The 21,487-nt window shown below is 73.7% G+C and carries 14 protein-coding genes; 4 read left to right on the top strand and 10 right to left on the bottom strand.

Going from position 1 to position 21,487, the window contains the following annotated elements:
* Nucleotides 1-57: 57 nt before the first annotated feature.
* A complete protein-coding gene (locus tag FHX71_RS06965; protein ID WP_182615023.1) occupies nt 58-2,493 on the top strand; it encodes a hypothetical protein in 2,436 nt (811 codons plus the stop codon).
* 89 nt (nt 2,494-2,582) lie between these two features.
* Here the strand turns inward: FHX71_RS06965 and FHX71_RS06960 are convergent, their stop codons facing one another.
* Nucleotides 2,583-3,674 carry a glycerophosphodiester phosphodiesterase family protein gene (locus FHX71_RS06960; RefSeq protein ID WP_182615022.1) on the bottom strand — a complete coding sequence of 364 codons (1,092 nt, stop codon included), beginning with the start codon at nt 3,672-3,674 and terminating at the stop codon, nt 2,583-2,585.
* 166 nt (nt 3,675-3,840) lie between these two features.
* Between FHX71_RS06960 and FHX71_RS06955 the strand changes: the two genes are divergently transcribed.
* Nucleotides 3,841-4,305: an HtaA domain-containing protein gene (locus tag FHX71_RS06955; RefSeq protein WP_182615021.1), complete on the top strand. Its 465-nt coding sequence runs from the start codon at nt 3,841-3,843 to the stop codon at nt 4,303-4,305.
* An 87-nt stretch (nt 4,306-4,392) separates the two neighbouring features.
* Here FHX71_RS06955 and FHX71_RS06950 read toward each other — a convergent pair whose 3' ends face one another.
* The gene (locus FHX71_RS06950; RefSeq protein ID WP_246402283.1) at nt 4,393-5,376 is read right to left on the bottom strand and encodes an aldo/keto reductase; all 984 of its coding nucleotides are present in this window, start codon (nt 5,374-5,376) and stop codon (nt 4,393-4,395) included.
* Between the two features lie 52 nt (nt 5,377-5,428).
* Between FHX71_RS06950 and FHX71_RS06945 the strand changes: the two genes are divergently transcribed.
* Together FHX71_RS06945 and FHX71_RS29685 are read left to right on the top strand one after the other, a co-directional pair.
* Nucleotides 5,429-5,788: a MerR family transcriptional regulator gene (locus FHX71_RS06945; RefSeq protein ID WP_182615020.1), complete on the top strand. Its 360-nt coding sequence runs from the start codon at nt 5,429-5,431 to the stop codon at nt 5,786-5,788.
* 246 nt (nt 5,789-6,034) lie between these two features.
* A complete protein-coding gene (locus FHX71_RS29685) occupies nt 6,035-8,983 on the top strand; it encodes a protein kinase domain-containing protein (RefSeq protein ID WP_182615019.1) in 2,949 nt (982 codons plus the stop codon).
* 114 nt (nt 8,984-9,097) lie between these two features.
* Here the strand turns inward: FHX71_RS29685 and FHX71_RS06935 are convergent, their stop codons facing one another.
* The 8 genes from FHX71_RS06935 to FHX71_RS06900 all read right to left on the bottom strand — a co-directional run bounded on the left by FHX71_RS06935 (nt 9,098) and on the right by FHX71_RS06900 (nt 21,442).
* On the bottom strand, nt 9,098-12,799 hold the full coding sequence (locus FHX71_RS06935; RefSeq protein ID WP_182618530.1) for a PHP domain-containing protein: 3,702 nt from the start codon (nt 12,797-12,799) through the stop codon (nt 9,098-9,100).
* 141 nt (nt 12,800-12,940) lie between these two features.
* Entirely contained in the window at nt 12,941-14,875 is a 1,935-nt protein-coding gene (locus FHX71_RS06930) for a Y-family DNA polymerase (protein WP_246402281.1), read from the bottom strand.
* Complete coding sequence (gene imuA' / locus FHX71_RS06925) at nt 14,872-16,107, bottom strand: DnaE2-dependent mutagenesis accessory factor ImuA' (protein ID WP_182615018.1); 1,236 nt, start codon at nt 16,105-16,107, stop codon at nt 14,872-14,874. Before imuA' ends, FHX71_RS06930 begins: the two co-directional genes overlap by 4 nt.
* Before the next feature lie 516 nt (nt 16,108-16,623).
* A complete protein-coding gene (locus FHX71_RS06920; RefSeq protein WP_182615017.1) occupies nt 16,624-17,100 on the bottom strand; it encodes a MaoC family dehydratase in 477 nt (158 codons plus the stop codon).
* Nucleotides 17,097-17,846 (bottom strand): 3-oxoacyl-ACP reductase FabG, encoded by a 750-nt coding sequence (fabG, locus tag FHX71_RS06915; RefSeq protein WP_182615016.1) that lies wholly within the window; start codon nt 17,844-17,846, stop codon nt 17,097-17,099. Before fabG ends, FHX71_RS06920 begins: the two co-directional genes overlap by 4 nt.
* A gap of 27 nt (nt 17,847-17,873) precedes the next feature.
* Complete coding sequence (locus FHX71_RS06910; RefSeq protein WP_182615015.1) at nt 17,874-18,989, bottom strand: zinc-binding dehydrogenase; 1,116 nt, start codon at nt 18,987-18,989, stop codon at nt 17,874-17,876.
* Between the two features lie 11 nt (nt 18,990-19,000).
* Nucleotides 19,001-20,224 (bottom strand): acetyl-CoA C-acetyltransferase, encoded by a 1,224-nt coding sequence (locus FHX71_RS06905; protein ID WP_182615014.1) that lies wholly within the window; start codon nt 20,222-20,224, stop codon nt 19,001-19,003.
* 18 nt (nt 20,225-20,242) lie between these two features.
* Nucleotides 20,243-21,442, bottom strand: coding sequence for an acyl-CoA dehydrogenase family protein (locus FHX71_RS06900; RefSeq protein ID WP_182615013.1), 1,200 nt, complete (start codon nt 21,440-21,442; stop codon nt 20,243-20,245).
* Nucleotides 21,443-21,487: the final 45 nt, after the last annotated feature.

Raw genomic sequence — 21,487 nt, 5'->3', positions numbered from 1 at the left:
GCGTGACTGGGTCGCCGGGCCGTCGTGACCCGCCCGCGGCGTCCCTACCTTGAGGGGATGAGCGAAGGCGTCCAGGGGGACCGTCGCCGCCGTGCCCGTCTCCGGGGCGGTCGCCGGCGCCCCGAGCACGAGTCGGGGCAGGCGCTGACGGAGTACGTCGCGGTGATCGGCCTGCTGTTGCTGGTGGTCGGCATCGTGTTCGCGGCGGCGACGCCGGTGGCGGCGGACATCGGCGAGCAGTGGTTGTGCGCCGTCGACCCGATCGTCAAGGAAGAGGGCGTCGAGTACTGCGTCGACGACGACGGCACCGGTGAGCCCGGCCCCGGGGAGGAGTACGGGCCGCCGTCGGGCTCGTGTGCCTCGGACGTGACGTTCGACGAGGTGGACGGTACCGCCGTCGTGCAGGTGGACTGCGTCTGGACCCCTGTGCCGCAGCCCTGCCTGACCGAGCACGGGCCCGCCGGGCACGGCGAGCGCGACCCCGCGGACCAGGTGTACCCCGAGGACGAGATCGGGGACTTCGTCGACTGCATGACCGGCACCCGGGGCGGGCCGAAGGACGACCCGGAGGACCCGAGCTGCGTCAACGCGACGCCCTCGGTCGAGGACCTCGACGAGGACGCTCCCCCGCGCGTGCAGATCGGCTGCCGGGAGTGGCCGGTGCCGAAGGGCTGCGAGGAGGAGTGGGCGGCCTACGAGGAGTCGGGGCCCGGCCGGGAGCGCGCGGCCCGCGCGGGCGAGCTGGCGAACTGCGTCTCCGAGAAGTACGGCTCGATCGAGCCGCCGTGCGTCGTACAGGCGACGGGGCACGTCGACGAGACCAAGATCCAGTTCCTGTTCTTCCGGTGGGGCGGCAGCAACGGCACCCTGATCGAGAAGCTCGGCGACGGGCGCATCCGCGTGCACGTGCTGCGCGGCGTCGAGACCGGGGCGGGGCTGAGCGGCAGCGACGTGGGCGGCTCGCCGGTCAGCTTCGACATCGCCGGCATCACGGGGTACGCGAAGGACAAGACGTACGAGTTCGCGGACATGCAGAAGGCCCAGGACTGGATCGACTGGTACAAGAAGTACGACAGCGTGAACGCCAACCAGCCGTACTGCTGGACCGCGGGCACGATCCCGGCGGTGCACTGCGACCACAGCGACCAGGAGCGCGCCGAGGACCTGCGCAGCGAGGAGCCGGAGCACCACGAGCTGGCCGAGGCCGACAGCGACATCAAGAAGGTCAAGCTCAAGGGCGGGCTGAGCATGAAGGGCGAGCTCGGCGCGTTCTCGCTGAAGGGCAGCATCGAGGGCGGCTACGAGGGCGAGATCCAGATCGAGGACCGGCGGTTCTCGGACGGCAGCCGGTCGGCCACGTACACGTCGTCGGACATCGGGGGCTTCCTGATCGGCGCCAAGCTGGGCGGCAAGCAGCCGTTCACCAAGGGGCCGGACGGGAAGCCGACCAGCTCCGGCTCGGGCAGCGGCAGCGGCCAGGTGGGCATGGAGTGGAAGGGCACCACGAGCACCACCGTCTCCTGGGACAAGGACGGCAAGCCGGCCAAGCTGATCATCTCGATGGACGACCAGGTGATGCGGACCCTCTACAAGGCGGGCATCGACGTGTCCGTTGCGCTGCCGTACGGGTTCACGGTGGGCGGCGGGTACAAGAAGTCGGAGGAGGCGGGCACCCTGTCCAAGCGGGAGCTCATCATCGACTTCAACCAGTACCCGGAGCTGCGCGAGCAGCTCGGCCCGGTGATCGACGAGGTCTTCCCCCGCGACCGGGAGGGCAACCTGATCAAGGACGACGTCGAGATCGACGGGGAGGACTCGTCGGGCGGCACCCTGTACGACTCCGCCGAGGACTACGCCAACGTGCGCGAGCTGAGCTACGACGCCACGAAGGTCAGCGAGGGCGGCGAGATGGGCCTGACCTGGGAGGGCCTGGACCTGTTCAAGGCCTCGTGGACGCAGATCGACGAGGAACGGACGCTGTCGGAGTCGTCGTTCGAGGTGACCGACGTCGACGGCAACAAGCAGACCATGTCGCCCGCCCCGCAGTGCCGGGCCAAGGACTTCGTGCAGCCCGCCGACTACTACAGCGACGACTTCTCCGACCCGCCGACGGCCAACGCCGACTCCAAGCACGACGTCGGCGCGCAGTACGTGGACAACAAGTCGCCCAAGTTCACCGAGGGCACCTACCCCGGCACCGACTACGACGGTGACGTGCCGAAGGACCGGGCCGAGCGGGTGCACTCCCTGCTGGACGAGTACTCGGCGGCCTTCCCCGACAAGAACATCCTGGTCGTGAAGGACTTCGGGAACTTCTCGTTCAGCAACCTGTTCGGGTTCGTGCACCTGGCGACGGTCGACGGCATGGACGTGATCGGCATGACGTCGGGCACCGTGAAGAACAAGGGCGACGGCGGCTGGATCAACTGGGGCTTCACCGGCACGTACGACTACGACCCGGAGATCGGCACGGTCAAGTTCAAGCAGCACTAGCTGGACGTGCACCCTCGTTGAGTGCTGGCTATTTGTCCTTCCGGCCGCACCGAAAGGACAAATAGCCAGCACTCAACGAAGGGGGTGGGTCAGTAGCGCTTCGGGAGCTTGAGGTGGCGCTCCGCCATGATCGTGCGCAGCAGGTCCGGGCGGTCGGTGATGAGGCCGTCGACGCCGATGTCCATCAGCGACTCGATCGTGGCGCGGTCGTCGACGGTCCACGGGACGACGTCCATCCCGGCGCGGTGCGCGGCGCGGACGAGCTCGGGCGTGGTGAAGGGCACGTAGCCCGGGTCGTTCACGCCACCACCCTGCGGGTCGCCGTGCACGGGCGAGACGGCGTCGGCGCCGAAGGAGGCGGCGGCCGCGACGAACTTCTGCTGGATCGAGCCCGGGAAGTCGTCGATGTCCAGGCCGCCGAGCCACGGGGACGCGCCGTCGACGCCGACCTGGAGGAACTGCTGGCCGTTGGTCAGCGCCACGAGCCCGAACCGCGGCTCGACCTCGCTCATCCGCATCAGCGAGCCCCAGTCGAAGCTCTGGATCGTCACCTGGTCGACCAGCCGGGCCTTGCGGACCTCACGCGCGACGACCTGCACGAACTGCTCGCGCGGCGCCGTCTGCTCGGGGGCGCCCGCCTCGACCTTGGTCTCGATGTTGAGCATGACCTGGTGCGCGCGGTGGCGGTTGACCAGCGCGAGGACCTCGGACAGCAGCGGCATGCGCTCGCCCGGGTGCAGCTCCTGCCCGGGGAACTGCGGCTGGCGCAGCGACCCGCAGTCAATCGTGCGGACCTGGGCGAGCGTGAGGTCCTTGATGTACGTCTTGTTCGGCACGTACGGGAACTGCGGGTCGCCCGGGAACGCCGGCTCGGTGTCGACGCACTTGGCGGGGCTCGGGTCGCGGTCGTGCGTGACGACGGCGTACCCGTCCCGCGTGATCTGCACGTCCAGCTCCAGCGTGCTGACGCCGAGCGCGAGGGCGTTGTCGAAGGCCGGGAGCGTGTTCTCGACGGTGAGCGCGATGCCGCCGCGGTGGGCCTGGAGGTCGAAGGTGCGGTGGTGGTGACCGGCCGGGGTGGCGGACGCCGGGGCTGCGCCCAGGGCCAGCGCGCCCACGAGGGTCACGGCGAGGGCTGCTGCGGTACGGGCGGCGACGACGCCGCGTGGGGTGGTCCTCATGCGGCCGAGCCTGGACGGGCCCGGTGACCGGGGCAAGACCCGCCGCCGTCGGCCCGGCGACACGGCCGTGAACGGGCGGCGACGCGGCCGCCCCGCCCGGGTGCGGCGCCGTCGTCGTGCACGGAACGAAGCGGTACGTATCCCCAGGTAGGAGTACGGTTCTCGCGTGGCTCATCTGGACTGGGAGATCAAGGCAAGCCTGTTGATGTACGTGATGGGGGCGCCGGGCGGCCGCATCGTGCAGGACGACGCAGTGGGCGGCAGCGGCGCCTCGTTCCACTTCCCGCTCGACCCGGAACGTACTCCTGAGGTGTCCGCGGACTCCTCGACGTTCGCGTTCACCGGCTCCGTGATCTTCATCGGGCACTTCGGCTCGTTCGTCGGCGAGGTCGCCGACATCGAGGTCGACGCCCCGGCCGACGGCGGCGCGGACTGGACCATGTCGATCCGCGACCGCGAGTCGGACGTGCGCACGGTCGCGTTCCGCCTGGCCGGCGCCCCGGAACGTTCGGCCGACGGCGCCCGCCTCACCTGGGCGCAGGTCGAGCTCACGGAGGACGGCGCGAAGCTGTGGGGCGGCAGCTACCCGGTCGCGACCCCGTTCGAGCCGGTCACGATCGACCTCGCCTGACCTACCCCGCCCGAGCCGGCCTCGTTGAGTGCTGGATATTCGCCCTCCCGGAACGCTCCGAAGGGCGAATATCCAGCACTCAACGGGTCAGGCGGCGGGTGGGGTGACGTCCACCTCGCTCAGCCTTGTCGCCTGTTCGCGAGTGAGGGGCAGGGTGAGCGCCGCCAGCGCCGTGTCGAGCTGGGCCGGCTTGCTGCCGCCGAGCATCGGGTGGATGCCGCGGGCAGCCAGCCAGGCCAGCACCACCTGGCCGCGGGACGCGTCGAGCTCGGCCGCGACGTCGTCGAGCACCGCCAGCCGCCGCGTGCTTCCCGGGTGGTCGAAGACCTCGGGGATCGGCTTGGCCGGGTTGTCGTACGCGCCGGACAGCAGCGGCGTGTACGCCCAGACGTCCAGGTGCTCGACGGCGGCGAGGTCGACGAGCTCGTCGTCCAGCCAGCCGAACCGGTGGTTCCCCGTCAGCGTGCCAGGGCGCGGCTGGAGGTAGCTGTAGGCGTGCTGGACCACGCCGAACGGCTCCTTCCCCTGCCCGACGGCGTGGCTGCGGGCCCGCTCGACCCGCCACGCGGGGTGGTTCGAGGTGCCGATGCGGGCGGTGAGGCCGTCGGACACGAGGGCGGCGCAGGCGTCGGCGGTCTCCTCGACCGGGACGGAACGGTCCTCCATGTGGGCCCAGGCCAGGTCGACGTGGTCGGTGCCGAGCCTGCGCAGGCTGCCCGCGAGCTGCGCGCGGACCGCGGCGGCGGAGAGGCCGGTGCGCGAGGCGGGCCAGTCGGCGGCGTCACGCGGCTCGGCACCGAACTTCGTGGAGAGCAGCACGCGGTCGCGCATGCCGGGGCGGGCGGCGAGCCAGCGGCCGAGCACCTCCTCGCTCTGCCCGCCGTAGCCGGACTCGCTGGCCCAGAAGGCGTAGCAGTCGGCGGTGTCGATCCAGCGGCCGCCGGCGTCGACGAACCGGTCCAGGAGCTCGAAGGCCGTGGTCTCGTCGACGGCGGTGCCGAACGTCATGGCGCCGAGCACGAGGCGCTCGGCGGGGGCGTGCTGTGTGGTGGTCATGGCAGGTGTGGTCATGGGAGCAGCGAAATCCCTGGAGCGCGCTCCAGGTCAAGGGGAGGATCTGAGGATGATCACGTATTCGCCCGCGCAGGCCGCCGAGGTCTCGGGCTTCAGCATCGACACGCTGCGGTACTACGAGCGCGAGGGCATCCTGCGGCCCATCGCGCGGACGTCCGGCGGGCACCGCGCCTACACGCAGGACGACCTGGGCTGGCTCGACCTGGTGCACTGCCTGCGCGACACCGGCATGCCGATCGCGGACCTCAAGCGCTACGCCGAGCTGTCGCTGGACGAGGCGACCCTGGCGGCGCGCGTCGCGCTGCTGGACGAGCACGACCGGCGGGTGCAGGAGTCGATCGACGCGCTGCGCGTCCAGCAGGAGCGCCTGCGGGAAAAGATCCGCTGGTACCGCAGTCAGGGCGTGTGACCCCGGGCGGTACGGCGACGGCGTTGACCACAGCAGTTCCTGCCACCCCGGGGGCCTCGCCGGCAGCAACCGCTGTGCTCAAGGGGGCTGCTCAACGGCTGCTCGACGGGGCTGGGGCGGGGTTGAGCACAGCGGTTGCTGCCACGGCGGGGGTCGTTCTGGCAGGAGGTGCTGTGGTCAACGGGAGTGCGGCGCGGCGGTGGACTTTAGTCCGCTCGGCGGAGGTCCGCTGGTAGGTTTTCCGGCATGACGTCACCAGCACCCGGCGTCGGCGAGGTCGCGGCCGCGACCGTCGGCCCCGGGCCGGTCCCGTCAACCGATCCCGGGCCCGCAGCGGCCCTCCCGCCGACCCCGGAGCTCATGCCCGTCCCCGCGCCGCTGGCCACGGAGCCGGCACCTGAGCCGGCCTTCGCGCCGACCTCGAAGCCAACCCTGGAGCCGACCCTGGAGCTCGCGCCCGTCCCGCCGCCGCCGACCACGGGGGCCGCATCGGCAGCCGCGTCGGCCGAGGGACCCGAGCCGGTCCCCGCGCCGCCAGCCGGGCCGCACGACGAGCCCGTGTCGCTCGGGGAGGCCGCTGCCAAGGCCGGTTCGGCCGACGACGGCGTGCCTGCGCCGCCGGTCGACGACGCCGGGCTGGTCGCAGAACCGGCCGACCGGGCCGAGGACGACGGGCCGGTCGACGAGACCGAACCCGTCGATTCGGCCGAAGCCGAGCCTGTGCCCGCGCCGCCGGTCGAGTCGGCCGAGCTGGGTGAGTCGGCAGAGTCGGCTGAGCCCGTCAACGAGTCCGAGCCGGTCGGGGAACCCGCCGTCGAGGCGAAGGCCGTCGTCGAGCCTGTGCCCGCGCCGCCGGCCGAGTCGGCCGACGAAGCCGAGTCAGCCGTGGAGCCCGAGCCCGTCGACGAGGCAGTGCCCGCCTACGAGCCAGTTCCCGCTCCTCCTGTCGACGAGCCCGTCCCCGCACCGCCCGCCGCCGAGGCAGCATCGCCGACCGCCGAGCCCGCCGCTGCCGCACCCGCCGCCCCCGTCGTCGTCGAGGCAGCAGCTCCCGCCTCCGCCGAGCCCGACGCCCCCACCCCGGCGTCGGCCGAAGCGTCCCCAGACCCGGCCGAAGCGGACCCCACTCCCCCGCTCCCTCCGCTGCCCGCACCAAGCCCAGCACCCGCCCCCCGCGCCGCCTCACTCCCGATGCGCCCCGTGCGGCGCATCCCCGCGAGCGGCGAGCGCCTGGGCCGGTTCACGCTCGCGGAGGCGCTGGGCCACGGTGGTTTCGCGCACGTCTACGAGGCGCGGGCCGACGACGGCACCCAGGTCGCCCTCAAGGTGCTGACCGGCCTGCACGACGACGCCCGCGAGCGCTTCGCGCAGGAGGCGCACCTGCTGGAGCGCCTGGACGGCCGGGGCTTCCCGCGCTTCGTCGAGGCGGGCCTGGACGCGACGCAGCCGTGGTTCGCGATGGAGCTCGTGCCGGGCACCACGCTGCGGGACCGGGTGCGCGAGGAGGGGCCGCTGACCGGCGCGCAGGCGCTGGGCCTGGCCCGGCAGATCGTGGACGCGCTGCTCGTGCTGCAGGAGGAGCGCTGCCTGCACCGGGACCTCAAGCCGGCGAACATCATGGTCGACGGCGACCGCGCGGTGCTCATCGACCTGGGCATCGCCAAGGTCTTCGACGCCGCGACGTCGACGCAGCCGGCGGGGACCATGTCGTACATGGCGCCGGAGCTGTTCGGGCGCCGGGTGCACCCGCGGTCCGACGTGTACAGCCTGGGCCTGCTCCTCGTGCACGCGGCGACGGGTGACCTGCCGCTGGACCTGAACTTCCTGGGCCGGGACCTGGAGCCCGCCGACCTGGTCGACGCCGAGGTGGCGGAGGCCGCGGGCGTCGAGCCGCCGGTCATCGACCGGCACCTGCAGTCGCTGATCCTGGCGATGACCCGGTACCAGCCGAACCACCGGCCGCCGCTGGAGAACATCGCGAGCGTGGTGCGCGCCCGGATCGCGAGCACGACGCCGGACCCGACGCTCCTGCTCACCTCGCAGCTCGTCAGTGACGGCGTGACGGCGGCCGAGGTCGCCGCACTCCCGGCGACGGAGATGCTGTCCGGCAAGGGCCACACCAAGAGGTTCCGGCGCGGCCTGGACCGGTCGGACGACGTAACGCCCACCCGGGTGCCGGAGCCCTGGCACGCCCTCGTGTACGACCGGGCGCTGATGAGCGTCCTGACCGAGGTGCACGCGGACGGGTTCGACGGCGCCGCGGAGCAGGTCGTGGCGAACCACGTCGCCGAGATCGGTGCGGAGATGGCCGGCGGCCGCACCCCGGCCGAGATCAAGGACTGGATCTGGCAGGCGATGCGCTGGCAGGTCACGACTCCCCCGGACGGGCACGCCGACACGCTCCGCGGCTGGCGCGCGTTCCGCAACCCCGAGCCCGCTCCGGCGAGCAAGCGGGCGCCCGTCACCAGCAGGACGAGGTCCGCGACCCCGATCGGGTCGGCCGTGTCCGGTTCGGCCGGCTCCGGTGCGGGCGGCTCCGGTGCGGCCCCGCCGCCGCAGTCGTTCCAGCCGCGCAAGAGCCCGGTCAAGCACCTCGGCCCGGCGCCGCGGCAGGCCGCGCCCAGCCCGTCCGTGCGCGCCACCCGGCCGATGCCCGCGGTGCAGCCCGGCCGGCAGCCGACGGCGCAGCCCACGCAGCAGCAGCCCACCCGGCAGCAGGTCGCGCGTCCGACGGCGCAGCCCGTCAGGCAGCCCACCCGGAAGCCGACGGCGCAGCCGGCCGTGGCGCCCACCGCCGTCCAGCGGCCCGTCGCGGGTCGCCCGCAGGTCGCGCAGCCGGCCCGGCCGCAGGGCGCGCCCGCCCGGCAGAAGGGCAAGCAGCGTCCCGTGGCGCAGGCCCCGGTCGCGCCGCGCAAGCGGCCGTGGCCGCTGCGGCTGCTCGGCGCCCTGCTGCGCTGGGTGCCCCGGCTGCTGCTCGTGGCCGCCGTGTACGTGCTGGTCACGCAGGACGCCCAGGGCGGCGACCCGTTCCTCGCGGCGCCCGCCTTCGGGACCGCCGCGTTCGGGCTGGCCGTGCTGCTGCGCATCGCGGGGCACCGCATGTGGGTCTGGTTCTACGTGCTGTCCGCGGTGCTCATCGCCGCGGGCTCCGCGTTCATGTGGGTCAACAGCACGGGTCAGCTCGTCCTGGGCTGACGCGCGCGGGCGCGGGGCAACGTGCTTACGGCGGGGTGGGTAACGGAGAGCTAGCACTGCTACCTCTGGGTTACCCACCCCGCTGCGTATGCCCTTCCCCCCGGCCCGCCCGGCCTACCGGAAGTCCCGCGACCTTCCCGGCACCGCCAGCGACAGCGGCGCGAGGTGTTCCGCCAGGAGGTTGACGGCGCCGTCGGCGGCCTCGATCCGCCCGCGGATCACCATGGCCTGCGCCGACCGCGCGACCCGGCGGAGCCGCTGCCACAGCCCGACGGTGCAGATCACGTTGAGCAGCCCCGTCTCGTCCTCCAGGGACAGGAACGTCACGCCCCCGGCGGTGCCCGGCCGCTGCCGGTGCGTCACCACGCCGCCGACGGCGACCCGGCGTCCCGGCTCGGTCACCATCGCCTGGGCGACGGTGAGCACGCCCGCCGTCTCCAGCCCCGGCCGGACGTGCTGCGTCGGGTACGAGTCGGGTGTCACGCCCGTCGCCCACGCGTCGGCCTGCGACAGCTCGACCTCGCTCATCCCGGGCAGGGTCGGGGCCTCGACGCCGACGCTGACGCCGGGCAGCGTCGTCGGCCCCTCCTGGCCCAGCGCGCCCGCGGCCCACAGCCCCTCCCGGCGCTCGACGCCGAACGGCTCCAGCGCGCCGCCCGTCGCGAGCGCCTCGAGCTGCGCCGTCGACAGCTCGACCCGCTGCACCAGGTCCCGCAGGGACGCGAACCCGGCCGGGACGCCGTCGTCCCCCGTAGGAACGCCCGGCCCGACGCCGTCCGACCCCGCGCCGTCCTGCCCGACGCCGTCGCGCGCCGCGACGATCTCCTCGGCCTTGTCCTTGCCGATGCCGCGCACGGACTCCAGCCCCATGCGGACCACGAGGGTCGGGTCAGCGTGGACCAGGTCGGCGACGGACGAGGTCTCGACAGGCTCGACCAGCGAAGCGACAGGCATCCGCTCGACCGACGAGAGCACCCGCGACGCCGCGACCGAGGGCCGCAGCACCCGGACCCCGTGCCGGCGGGCGTCGGCGACCAGGGACTGCGGCGAGTAGAACCCCATGGGCTGGGCCGCGAGCAGCCCCGCGTAGAACGCGGCCGGGTGGTACACCTTGAGCCACGAGCTCGCGTACACCAGGTACGCGAAGGAGTAGGCGTGCGACTCGGGGAAGCCGAAGTCGGCGAAGGCCTTGAGCTTCTCGAAGATCTCCTCCTGGACGTCGCCGGGCACGTCGTTCGCCGTCATCCCGGCGAAGAGCCGGGCGCGCAGCGCCTCCATGCGCTCGACGGACCGTTTGGACCCCATGGCGCGCCGGAGCTGGTCGGCCTCCTTGCCGGAGAACCCGGCGACGTCGATCGCCATCTGCATGAGCTGCTCCTGGAACAGGGGCACGCCGAGGGTGCGGCTCAGGGAGTTCTCGAGCAGCGGGTGCAGGTACTCGACCTTCTCCCGGCCGCGCGCCCGCTCGATGTACGGGTGCACCGACCCGCCCTGGATGGGACCGGGCCGGATGAGCGCGACCTCCACGACGATGTCGTAGAACGTCCGCGGCCGCAGGCGCGGCAGGGTCGCCATCTGGGCGCGCGACTCGACCTGGAACACGCCCACGGTGTCGGCGGCGCACAGCAGGTCGTAGACGGCGGGGTCCTCCTGCGGCAGGCCGTGCAGCTCGGGCCGCTCGCCGGTCTGCTCCTCGATGAACTCGAACGCGTACCGGATCGCGGTCAGCATGCCGAGGCCCAGCAGGTCGAACTTCACGAGCTCGGCGTCGGCGCAGTCCTCCTTGTCCCACTGCAGCACCGTGCGCCCCTCCATGCGGGCCCACTCCACGGGCACGACCTCGATCACCGGCCGGTCGCACATCACCATGCCGCCCGAGTGGATGCCCAGGTGGCGGGGCAGGCGGAGCATCCGGTCGGCGAGATCGAGCACGTCGTCGGGGATCTCCCCCTCCTGCGCGGCCGACGGCGGCGTGCGGAACGGCACCACGTCGTGGGTGTCGTCGGCGCGCTCCCGGGGCTGGCCCGGTATGCGCACGTCCTGCGCGAGCACGTCGACGAAGACCCCGTTCTCGCCCGGCCCCCACAGCGCCGTCATGCGCGCGTCCTTCGCGGCGGTCCGGTTCTGCGGGGCCGCTGGTCGAGCTTGTCGAGACCCTGCCGAGGTCTCGACAAGCTCGACCCGCGTTTGTCGAGACCCTGCCGGGGTCTCGACACGCTCGACCGGCGCTTCCGGCACCTTGCCCGACGGCGGGACGGTTGCCCTCGGCTTGAGCGTGCCCCAGCGCTCGATGGACTTGGACCAGGCGTCCTGCTGCCCGACGTCGTACCCGAGCGCGCGGGCGGCGTCGCGCACCGCGGACCGCGGCCGGTAGGAGATGACGTTGGCGACCTGCGCCGCGTGCGTGCGACCGAACCGCTCGTAGACGTGCTGGATCACCTCCTCGCGGCGTACCGACTCGATGTCGATGTCGATGTCCGGCGGGCCGTCGCGCTCGGGCGCGAGGAAGCGCTCGAACAGCAGCTTGTGCTTGACGGCGTCGACGGCGGTGATGCCCAGCGCGAAGCAGACCGCGGAGTTGGCCGCGCTGCCCCGGCCCTGCGCGAGGATGCCGTGGGTGCGGCAGAACTCGACCAGGTCGTAGACCACGAGGAAGTACCCGGGGAAGTTGAGGTCGGTGATGACCTTCAGCTCGTGGTCGATCTGCGCCCACGCCTTCGGGTTGCTCTCCCGGGACCCGTAGCGGCCGGTCGCGCCGCGGTGGGTGAGCTCGCGCAGCCAGGAGGCCTCGTCGTGCCCGGGCGGGACGGGGTAGGGCGGCAGGTTGGGCGCGATGAGCTTCAGGTCGAACGCGCACTCGGCGCCCAGCGCGGCGGCCGTCGCGACGGCCTGCGGGTGCAGCCGGTGCAGGCGCGCCATCTCGGCACCGCTGCGCAGGTGGGCGGTGGGGGCGCCGGGCAGCCAGCCGTCGAGGTCGTCGAGGCTGGACCGGGCGCGGACGGCGGCCAGCGCGCCCGCGAGGTCGGCGTCCCGGGGGCGGGCGTAGTGCGCGGCGGTCGTGGCGACGAGCGGCAGGCGCGCCTCCTGGGCGAGCAGGGCGAGGGCGGCGTGCAGGTCGGCGTCGCGCGGGTCCCCGGTCGCGCTGATCTCGACGGCGACATTCTCCCGCCCGAACACATCGACGAGCCGCTGCAACTCCCGCCGCCCGGCTGCGAGCCGATCACTCCGATTCCCCCCTCGTTGAGTGCTGGGTATTTGTCCTGTCGAATCGTTCTGAGAGGGCGAATACCCAGCACTCAACGGGGAGGTCAGGGCCTGGCGGACGGCGCCCTTGCGGCAGCCCGTGAGGACCAGCCACTCGCCTGCCGCTGCCTCGCCCAGGGTCTCCAGGGTGTAGTGCGCGGCGCCCTTGACCCCGGCCTCCAGGTGCGCGGTGCCGATCGCGCTCGACAGGTTGCGGTACCCCTGCGGCCCGCGCGCGAGCACGAGCAGGTGGGTCGCGCGCGGATCGGGGATACCGGTGGGCGGGTCGAGCACGGGCACGCCGCGGGTGCCCGTCGAGACCGTCGGCAGGTGCAGCTCGGCCCCGAACGCGGTGGGCAGCCCGATCTTCTTCGCGGCCTCCGAGAACCGCACCACGCCGTACAGCCCGTCGTGGTCGGTGATCGCGAGCGCCTTCAGGCCGAGGCGCTCACCCTCGGCGGCGAGCTCCTCAGGGTGGGAGGCGCCGTCCAGGAAGCTGAACGCGGAGTGTGCGTGCAGCTCGGCGTACGGCACCTCCTGGTCGCGCCGGTCTCGCGCTGCGGGCCTGGTCACGGGGCCGTCCCGACGGCCGGTGTCGACGCCGAGGTCGGCGCTCTCCTCCGACGTCGGCACCTTGCATCGAGATCGGTCCAGTGATCGACCGATCTCAAGGCAGACTGCCGACCTGGCCGGCGCTGCCTGGTCGCAGAGGGCCTAGTCATAGAGGGCCTCCAGGGACCAGACCCCTGCCGCCGACGAGAGCAGCAGGCCGAGCGTGAGCTCGTCCCGGCCGGCGGGACCGTCGACCACCACCTGGAGGAAGACGCGACGCTTGCCCCGCGACGTCCACCACCGTTCGGCGACCGGCCAGGGCCCGGCCCAGTCGACGACGGCGGCATCCAGACCGGCCCACACCCCGCCGTCGTCCGGGGTGCCGTCCGGGCTGACAGGGGTGCGGACGACCGACGCACGGGTGATCGACACGATGCCGTCCGGCGCACCGTCGTCCGACGAACGGCTGGCCGACGCACCGCCGCCGCCCGAACCGCCGTCGCCGAAGAGGTCGCCGCCCCCTTCCCCCGGCACGACCACGCGGGCCGGGTCCCCGCTGACCGCCAGCCGCACGTCGACGACGACCGGCAGCCCGTCGGCGTCGAGCACGCGCGCGGGGACGGGCTCGGGCAGCACGACCGACGGTGCCGGCGGCGGCAGGGCGCCGGGCCAGGGCCGGTCGGGGTCGCGCTCGGGCGGGACCTGCTCGCCGTAGGGCACGAGCTGGACGCGGTCGCGGGGGTCGCGCCCGCCCTGGAGCCGGACGGTGAGCACGGCGTCGCCCCCGAGCAGCGCCTGCACGCGCTCGACGGCGCGGCGGGCGCGCAGGTCCTCGCCCGCACCGGGCCCCCAGAGGCGCGGCTGCAGGGCCCCGGCGGGCGCAACATCCTCGGCGGCCAGGGTCAGGCCCGCGATCGGGGCGGGCTGCTCGCCCCGTCCCAGGGACGACGCCGTGAGCCAGCCCTCGAGCTGCCAGCGCACCCGGTCCGTGATCCGGGCGGCCGAGAGCCCGCCGAGCGTGTCGTCGGTGCGCCACAGCCGTTCCAGGGTGCGGGCCTCGCCCGTGACGGGGTCGACGGCGCGGGCCGTGATCCGCAGCCGCCCGCACGCCAGGCCGCGCCGGTGCAGGTCGTCGTGCAGGCGTTCGGCGAGCCGGCGGGCGGCGAAGGTCGCGACGTCGACCCGGTCGGCGGGCGGGTCCAGCTCCTCGGCGACGGTCAGGTCCTCGACCAGCCGACGCCGGGCGGGCGGGCGCACGTCCTGCCCGCGGGCGAGGCGCTGCGCCCAGACGCCGAGGTCGCCGAACCGGGCGGCGACGGCGGCGTCGGGCAGGGCGGCGAGGTCGGCCAGCGTGCGCACGCCGAGGCGGCGCCACAGGTCGACCAGCTCGGTCAGGGCGCGGTCGGCGGGCCGGGCGTGCACGAGCACCGCGGCCGGGCGGGGCGCGAGGTAGTCGCGCGAGGCGCCCGGCGGTACGACGGCGTCGTCGCGGGCGGCCAGGACGGCGGCCAGGTAGCCGTCGGCGACCCCGACCTGGCACTCGTGCCCGGTGCGGACGGCGACCTGCTCGGTCAGCTCGCGCGCCAGGTCGTGCTCCGAGCCGTGGTAGCGGGCCGCGCCGCCCGACGGCAGCAGGAGCAGTCCCGGGCGGGCGATCTCCAGCCCGGAGACCACGGTCTCGGCCGCGACGGCGACGGGCTCGAACTCGCGGGCGTCGCGGGCGTCGTCGGCGGCCCAGAGCTGCAGGTCGGGGCACCGCCCCTGGGCCTCGCGCCGGCGCATGCCGCGGCGCACCCCGGCGCTGCGCGCGGGGGCGGACACCGCCACGATGCGGCCGCCGGGGCCGCCCGTGACGGCCGCGGGGACCTCGGGGCCGAGGCCCGCGACGACCAGGGCGGCGACGACCGGCCAGTCGGGCACCCAGAGGCACGCGGTGCGGGTCGCGGCCCCGGACGCCGTCCCGGCCCGGCCGGCGCGACCGGAACCGGCGGCACGCTCCGGGCGATCGGCGCGGACGCCGGTGCGGTCGGTTCCGCCGGAGCGATCGACGCCGCCCGTGCGATCGGTGCGGCCGGAGCGGTCCTTTCGGGAGGTCATCCCACCAGCTCCAGCGGCGTCCGGCTCGCGGCTTCTTCGTCCTGCGCCCTGGCATCCCCGGCGCGCGGCCCGACGTCGCCCGGCGCCGCACCCACACCCGGGACCGCACCCACCAAGGTGCCGGCCACGCCGCTGCCGCTCACGTCACCCTCGGACCAGCCGCGCTCCGTGCCCGCGGCCCGGCACACGGGGACCTCGATGTCCAGGTGCACCGGACGCGCCGCGCTCCCCCGCCCGGTGCGCCGCACCCGCAGGGTCCGACGCCGCAGCCAGCCCACCCCGCCGTCGACCCCGGCCCAGCCGCCCGCGGTGGCCTCGAGCACCACGTGCGCCCCCGCCCAGTCCCCCGTGCCTCGTTGAGTGCTGGACATTCGCCCCGTCGAGGGCCGTTGGAGGGGCGAATACCCAGCACTCAGCGGAGCGGTGGGGACCAGGACCGTGCCGCGGTCGCGGGCGCGAGCCGTGAGGCGACGGCGGTCCTGGTCCAGGAGGATCACCTCCGGCCCGACGACGACCACGTCCATGCCGTCGATCAGCGCGGCGAGCACGGCGGGCGCGTCCACCCCCGACCCGGCCGGCAGCGGGACCACCAGGGTGCGGCTCAGGTCGCACCCGGCGTCGGCCGCGGCGGCCATCCCGGCGGCCGGGTACCCGACCAGCACCGTCCAGGCCCCGTCGCGGGACGCCTCGGCGAGCAGCGTGAGCAGCAGCGACGTCGAGCCCCGGACGACGACGGTGGTCCCGGCCCGCAGGCCGCCGTCCGGCAGGAGCGCCGCGAGGTGCGGGTGCACCGGCAGCACGCGCGCGCCCTCGCCCGGTCCGGCGGCTCCGCTCACCCGGCTGCCCGACGACGGCGCGAGCTCCGCGGGACGGACCTCGACAGGCGCCGGCACCGACACCGGATCGGTCAGGAGCCCGCCCCGCAGCGCCCGGACCTGCACCCGCTGCGGCTCGGACGACGACTCGCCCGACCGTTCGCGGACCTGGCCCCGGGTCTGGTCCCGGGACTGGTCGCGGAGCGGCGAGCCGCTCGGGTCGCGGAGGCGCTCGGCGGGCTGGTCGGCGCGGACGGTCTGGATGCTCTGGACGGCGGGGCGCGTGGCCGTGGCCTGCTTGCGGACGCCGGTGCGCGCCTCGGCCGACCGCAGCGCCGCGAGCGCCTGCGCGTGCTTCGTGGCGGCGGCGTCGCCGGCGTCGGTGCCGGTCTTCGAGGAGATGGTTACGACGGTCATGTCCCTCCAGCGGTGGTGCCTGCCGGTGAGAGACCGGTGGTGGAGCGCTTACGAACACATGTTCGATAGGACACCAGTACATCGCTCCGGGGCGGACCTGTCAAACCATCTGTTCCGCAACACTGCGCCGCCGCCGACGGCCGTCATCGGCGCTCTCGGAGTCGGACACCACTCGTTCAGCAGGTGCCGGGTGGGCTGAACTTCGTTCGGTTGCGCCCCGGGTATACCGGCTGTGCCGGACAGTCCGGCTGGGGCGAACTGCGTGCGTCTCGGCCCCTCGCCCATCGGCTGTGCCGGACAGTCCGGCTGGGCCGGACTTCGCGGGGCCAGGGTGAGCGGAATACGGCCCACCCGGCCACCTCTCTCCTGGTACACCTTCCTCCGGCGGCCTCGCTTCACAGCCCACATCAGAGCCCGCTTCACGACCCGTGCGCAGAACGACGCGAGGTACCGGTCCAGATCTGGACCGGTACCTCACGTCGTTCTCGGAGCGCGCGGCTCAGATCAGCAGCGCCCTCACGCCTCCAGGACGTAGAGCGACAGCGTGTGCGCCACGAGGGCCGGCTTCTCGGCTCCCTCGATCTCGACGGTGACCTTCGACGAGAGCCGCACACCGGCCGCCGTCGGCTCGGCGGAGAGGATCTCGGTGACGGCCCGCACGCGCGCGCCCGACGGCACCGGGCTGAGGAACCGCAGCCGGTCCATGCCGTAGTTCATCACCATGGCGACGCCGCCCACCTGCACGAGCGAGGACGCCAGGCGCGGCAGCAGCGACAGCGTGAGGTACCCGTGCGCGATCGTGGAGCCGAACGGCCCGGCGGCGGCCCGCTCGGCGTCGAGGTGGATCCACTGGTGGTCCTCGGTCGCGTCGGCGAACGCGGCGATGCGCTCCTGCGTGACCTCGAACCACTCGCCCGTGGCGGTCCGGCCCACGGCTCCGGCGAGGTCTGCCGGTGAGTCGACGGCGATGACGCCGTCCACGCCGGTGCTCATGCCTTCGGGCCGCCCGCCACGTACAGCACCTGGCCCGAGACGAACCCGGACTGCTCGGCGCAGAAGAACGACACGGCGTTCGCGATGTCCTCAGGCTGGCCCACGCGACCCACGGGCACGTCCTTGGCGGCCACGCTCAGGTAGTCGGACAGGGACACCCCGATGCGCTCGGCGGTCTCGCGGATCATGTCGGTCTCGATCACGCCGGGCGCGACGGCGTTCGCGGTGACGCCGAACTTGCCGAGCTCGATCGCCAGGGTCTTGGTGAAGCCCTGCATGCCCGCCTTGGCGGCCGAGTAGTTGGCCTGGCCGCGGTTGCCGAGCGCCGACGTCGAGGACAGGTTCACGATGCGGCCGTACTTGGCCTCCACCATGTGCGCCTGCACGGCCCGGGTCATCAGGAACGCGCCACGCAGGTGCACGCCGAGCACGGCGTCCCAGTCGGTCACGGACATCTTGAAGAGCAGGTTGTCGCGCAGGATGCCGGCGTTGTTCACCAGCACCGTGGGCGCGCCCAGCTCGGCGGTCACGCGCGCGACGGCGGCGGCGACCGACTCCTCGTCGGCGACGTCGGCGCCCACGGCGAGCGCGCGGCCGCCGTCGGCCACGATCGCGTCCGCGGTGTCCTTGGCCTGGTCCTCCAGGAGGTCCAGGACGGCGACGGCGAAGCCGTCCTGCGCGAGCCGGCGGGCCGTGGCGGCACCGATGCCGCGGGCCGCTCCGGTGACGATGGCGGTACGAGTCATCAGGGGTTTCCTCTCGTTGCGTGAACTTCAGAACATCACGAGCTGCCGCAGCGCCGCTCCCGAGGCGAGCCGGTCGAGCGCGGCGGGCAGGTCGTCCAGGGTGATGCGGTCGGACACCAGGCGCTCCAGGGGCAGGCGCCCGGCCCGCCACAGCTCCACGTAGCGCGGGATGTCGCGGCTCGGCACGGCCGACCCGAGGTAGGAGCCGACGACGGTGCGCGCCTCGGCGGTCAGGCTCAGGGGCGAGACGCTCGCCCGCGCGTCGGGGTGCGGCAGCCCCACCGTGACGGTGGTGCCGCCGGGTGCGGTCAGGGCGTAGGCGGTCTCGAACGCGCGGGCCGAGCCCGCCGCCTCGATCACGACAGGCGCGCGCAGCCCCTGGTCGGCGGCCTCCTGCGGCCCGAGCGCGAGGGTCGCGCCGAGCTCGCGGGCCAGGTCGAGCTTGGCGGGCACGGCGTCGACACCGACCACCTCGTGCCCCAGCGCGACCGCCACGAGAAGCGCCGCCATGCCGACGCCGCCGAGCCCGACGACGGCCACGCGGTCGCCCGGAGCGGGCCGGCCGGCGTTGACGACGGCGCCGCCGCCGGTCAGGACCGCGCAGCCGAGCAAGGCGGCGACGTCGGGCGGGACGTCGTCGTCGACGGGCACCACGGACGTCTCGGAGACCACGGCGTGGGTCGCGAACGCGCTCACCCCGAGGTGGTGGTGCACCTCCTGGACGCCGTCGGCCCCGGAAACGGCCCGGGACAACCGCCGCCCATCACCCACGAGCGTCCCGGCCGCGTTGGCCGCCGACCCTACGGCGCACGGCAGCCGCCCGTCGGTGGCGCACTCGGCGCACTCCCCGCACCGCGGCAGGAACGTCATGACGACCCGCTGCCCGACGCCGAGGCGCGCGCCCGGGCCGGTCGCCTCGACGACGCCGGCGGCCTCGTGCCCCAGCAGCATCGGCACGGGCCGGGCGCGGTTGCCGTCCACGACCGACAGGTCGGAGTGACACAGCCCCGCGGCCTCGATCCGCACCAGCACCTCACCGTCGCCCGGCGGGTCCAGCTCCAGCGGCCCGACCGTGACCGGCCGGGACTCCGTGTAGGGCGCGGGCGCGCCGCAGCGCTCCAGCACCGCACCGGTGATCAGCACACGTGCTCCCTTCAGAGCTTCTCCAGCACCATCGCCATGCCCTGGCCGCCGCCCACGCACATCGTCTCCAGACCGTACTGGCCCCCGGTGTCGGCGAGCGCGTTGATCAGGGTGGAGGTGATGCGCGCCCCGGTCATCCCGAACGGGTGCCCGACGGCGATGGCACCGCCGTTGATGTTCAGCCGCTCCGGCTCGACGCCGAGCTCGCGCGCCGAGGGGATCACCTGCGCTGCGAAGGCCTCGTTGATCTCCACGAGGTCCATGTCGTCGACCGTGAGCCCGGCGCGGCGCAGCGCCTGCCGGCTGGCCTCGACGGGGCCGAGCCCCATGATCTCCGGGGACAGCCCGCTCACGCCGGTGGACACGATGCGGGCCAGCGGCGTCAGACCGAGCTCTTCGACCACGCGGCCGGAGACGACGACGAGCGCGGCGGCGCCGTCGTTCAGGGGGCAGGCGTTGCCCGCGGTGACGCTGCCGTCGGGGCGGAACACGGGCTCCAGCGTGGCGAGCTTCTCCACGGTGGTGCCGGGCCGCGGACCGTCGTCGGCGGAGACGACCGTGCCGTCCGGGAGGGTGACGGGCGTGATGTCCCGGGCCCAGAAGCCGGACGCGATGGCGGCCTGCGCGCGCTGCTGGCTGCGGGCGGCGAACTCGTCCTGCTCGGCGCGCGTGACGCCGCGCAGGGCGGCGACGTTCTCCGCCGTCTGGCCCATGGAGATGTACGCGTCGGGCAGCACGGCCTCCAGCCGCGGGTCCGTCCACAGCCCGGTGCCGGCCCCGGCGCGCTTCTCGGTGCGGGCCAGGGCGTCGGCGAAGACGGGGTTGTGCAGGTCGACGCCGGGGATGTCGTCGCTCGACCCGGTCGCGAACGAGCTGACCGACTCCACGCCCGCGGAGACGAAGACGTCGCCCTCGCCCGCCTTGATCGCGTGGAACGCCATGCGCGTGGTCTGCAGGCTGGAGCTGCAGTACCGCGTCACGGTCGCGCCGGGCACCATGTCCCAGCCGCACAGCACCGCGACGATCCGCGCCAGGTTCATGCCCTGCTTGCCGCCCGGCAGGCCACAGCCCAGCAGCAGGTCGTCGATGCGCGCCGGGTCCAGGCCCGGCACCTGCCCGACGGCGGCGCGCACCATCTCGGCGGCCAGGTCGTCGGGGCGGACGTCCTTGAGCGACCCCTTGTGCGCGCGCCCGATGGGCGACCGCGCGGTGGCGACGATGTAGGCCTCGGTCATTGCTCCTCCTTGAGCTGGTCAGACGAACGCGGCGTGGCCGGTGATGGCGCGGCCCACGATGAGCTGGTTCATGTCCTTGGTCCCCTCGAACGTGTAGACCGCCTCGGCGTCGGCGAAGAACCGGGCGACGCCGTGATCCAGTGTGATCCCGTTGCCGCCGCACGCCTCCCGGCACAGCGCGACGGTCTCGCGCATCCGGGTGGTGACGAACGCCTTGGCCATCGCGGCGTGCGCGTCCTTCTGGGTGCCGAGGTCCTGGAGCTGGGCCACGCGCACGCACATGGCGAAGCTCGCCGTCACGTTCCCGTACGCCGTCGCGAGCTTGTCCTGGATGAGCTGGTAGCTCGCGATCGGGTTGCCGAACTGCTCGCGCTGCTTCGTGTAGGCGACGGCGGCCTCGTAGGCGCCGATCATGGTGCCCAGCGCCTGCCAGGACACGCCGTCGCGCGTGATGCGCAGCACCTTGGCGACGTCGCGGAAGCTGTTGATGCCCTGCAGCCGGTCGGCCTCGTCGACGCGCACGCCGTCGAGCACGATGTCGGCGTTCTGCACGATGCGCAGGGACTGCTTGCGCTCGATCTTGGTGGCGGTGAAGCCCGGCGTGCCCTTGCGTACCAGGAAGCCCTTTACCTGGTCGTCGGCGGTGTCCTTGGCCCAGATGACCACGACGTCGGCGAAGGTCGCGTTGCCGATCCAGCGCTTGGCGCCGTCCAGCACCCAGGTGTCGCCGGTGCGGGTGGCGGTGGTGCGCAGACCCTTGGCGGTGTCGGAGCCGGCCAGGGGCTCGGTGAGCCCGAACGCGCCGATCACGTCGCCGGCGGCCATGGGCGGCAGCCACGTCTCGCGCTGCTCGGCGCTGCCCCCGATGCCGATCGAGGTCATGGCCAGGCCGCCGGACACCCCGATGAAGGTGCAGAACGAGGAGTCGACGCGCGCCGTCTCCATGCCGACCCAGCCGCGGAACACGGCCGAGGTCTCCTCCCCCTGGGTCTCGGCCCAGCCGGAGCCGATGGTGCCGAGCTGCGCGTACGGCTTGAACAGGTGCACGGGGCACTCGGCGCGTTCCCAGTAGTCGTCCGCGATGGGGCGCACCTCGCGCTCCATGAACTCGCGGACGGCCAGGGCCTTCTTCAGCTCGGCCGGGGTGAGCAGGTCCTGGAAGGCGTAGAAGTCCGCCTCCAGCAGGTCCGTGGCGGGTGGCTCAGGTGAGAGCGTCATCGGTCCTCCGATCGTCGTCGATCTTCATGTCCAGTATGCATCATT

It is taken from the genome of Promicromonospora sukumoe (assembly GCF_014137995.1).
Taxonomy (GTDB): Bacteria; Actinomycetota; Actinomycetes; order Actinomycetales; family Cellulomonadaceae; genus Promicromonospora; species Promicromonospora sukumoe.
Note: the sequence above shows the minus strand (reverse complement) of the source record. Positions and strands in the feature narration are given on the sequence as shown.

What these genes read in the sequence shown, in the direction of transcription:
- FHX71_RS06965 (WP_182615023.1), top strand. Translation starts at nt 58, where the DNA reads ATGAGCGAAGGCGTCCAGGGGGACCGTCGCCGCCGTGCCCGTCTCCGG.
- FHX71_RS06960 (WP_182615022.1), bottom strand. Translation starts at nt 3,674, where the DNA reads ATGAGGACCACCCCACGCGGCGTCGTCGCCGCCCGTACCGCAGCAGCC.
- FHX71_RS06950 (WP_246402283.1), bottom strand. Translation starts at nt 5,376, where the DNA reads ATGACCACACCTGCCATGACCACCACACAGCACGCCCCCGCCGAGCGC.
- FHX71_RS06945 (WP_182615020.1), top strand. Translation starts at nt 5,429, where the DNA reads ATGATCACGTATTCGCCCGCGCAGGCCGCCGAGGTCTCGGGCTTCAGC.
- FHX71_RS29685 (WP_182615019.1), top strand. Translation starts at nt 6,035, where the DNA reads ATGACGTCACCAGCACCCGGCGTCGGCGAGGTCGCGGCCGCGACCGTC.
- FHX71_RS06930 (WP_246402281.1), bottom strand. Translation starts at nt 14,875, where the DNA reads ATGACCTCCCGAAAGGACCGCTCCGGCCGCACCGATCGCACGGGCGGC.
- imuA' (WP_182615018.1), bottom strand. Translation starts at nt 16,107, where the DNA reads ATGACCGTCGTAACCATCTCCTCGAAGACCGGCACCGACGCCGGCGAC.
- FHX71_RS06920 (WP_182615017.1), bottom strand. Translation starts at nt 17,100, where the DNA reads ATGAGCACCGGCGTGGACGGCGTCATCGCCGTCGACTCACCGGCAGAC.
- fabG (WP_182615016.1), bottom strand. Translation starts at nt 17,846, where the DNA reads ATGACTCGTACCGCCATCGTCACCGGAGCGGCCCGCGGCATCGGTGCC.
- FHX71_RS06905 (WP_182615014.1), bottom strand. Translation starts at nt 20,224, where the DNA reads ATGACCGAGGCCTACATCGTCGCCACCGCGCGGTCGCCCATCGGGCGC.
- FHX71_RS06900 (WP_182615013.1), bottom strand. Translation starts at nt 21,442, where the DNA reads ATGACGCTCTCACCTGAGCCACCCGCCACGGACCTGCTGGAGGCGGAC.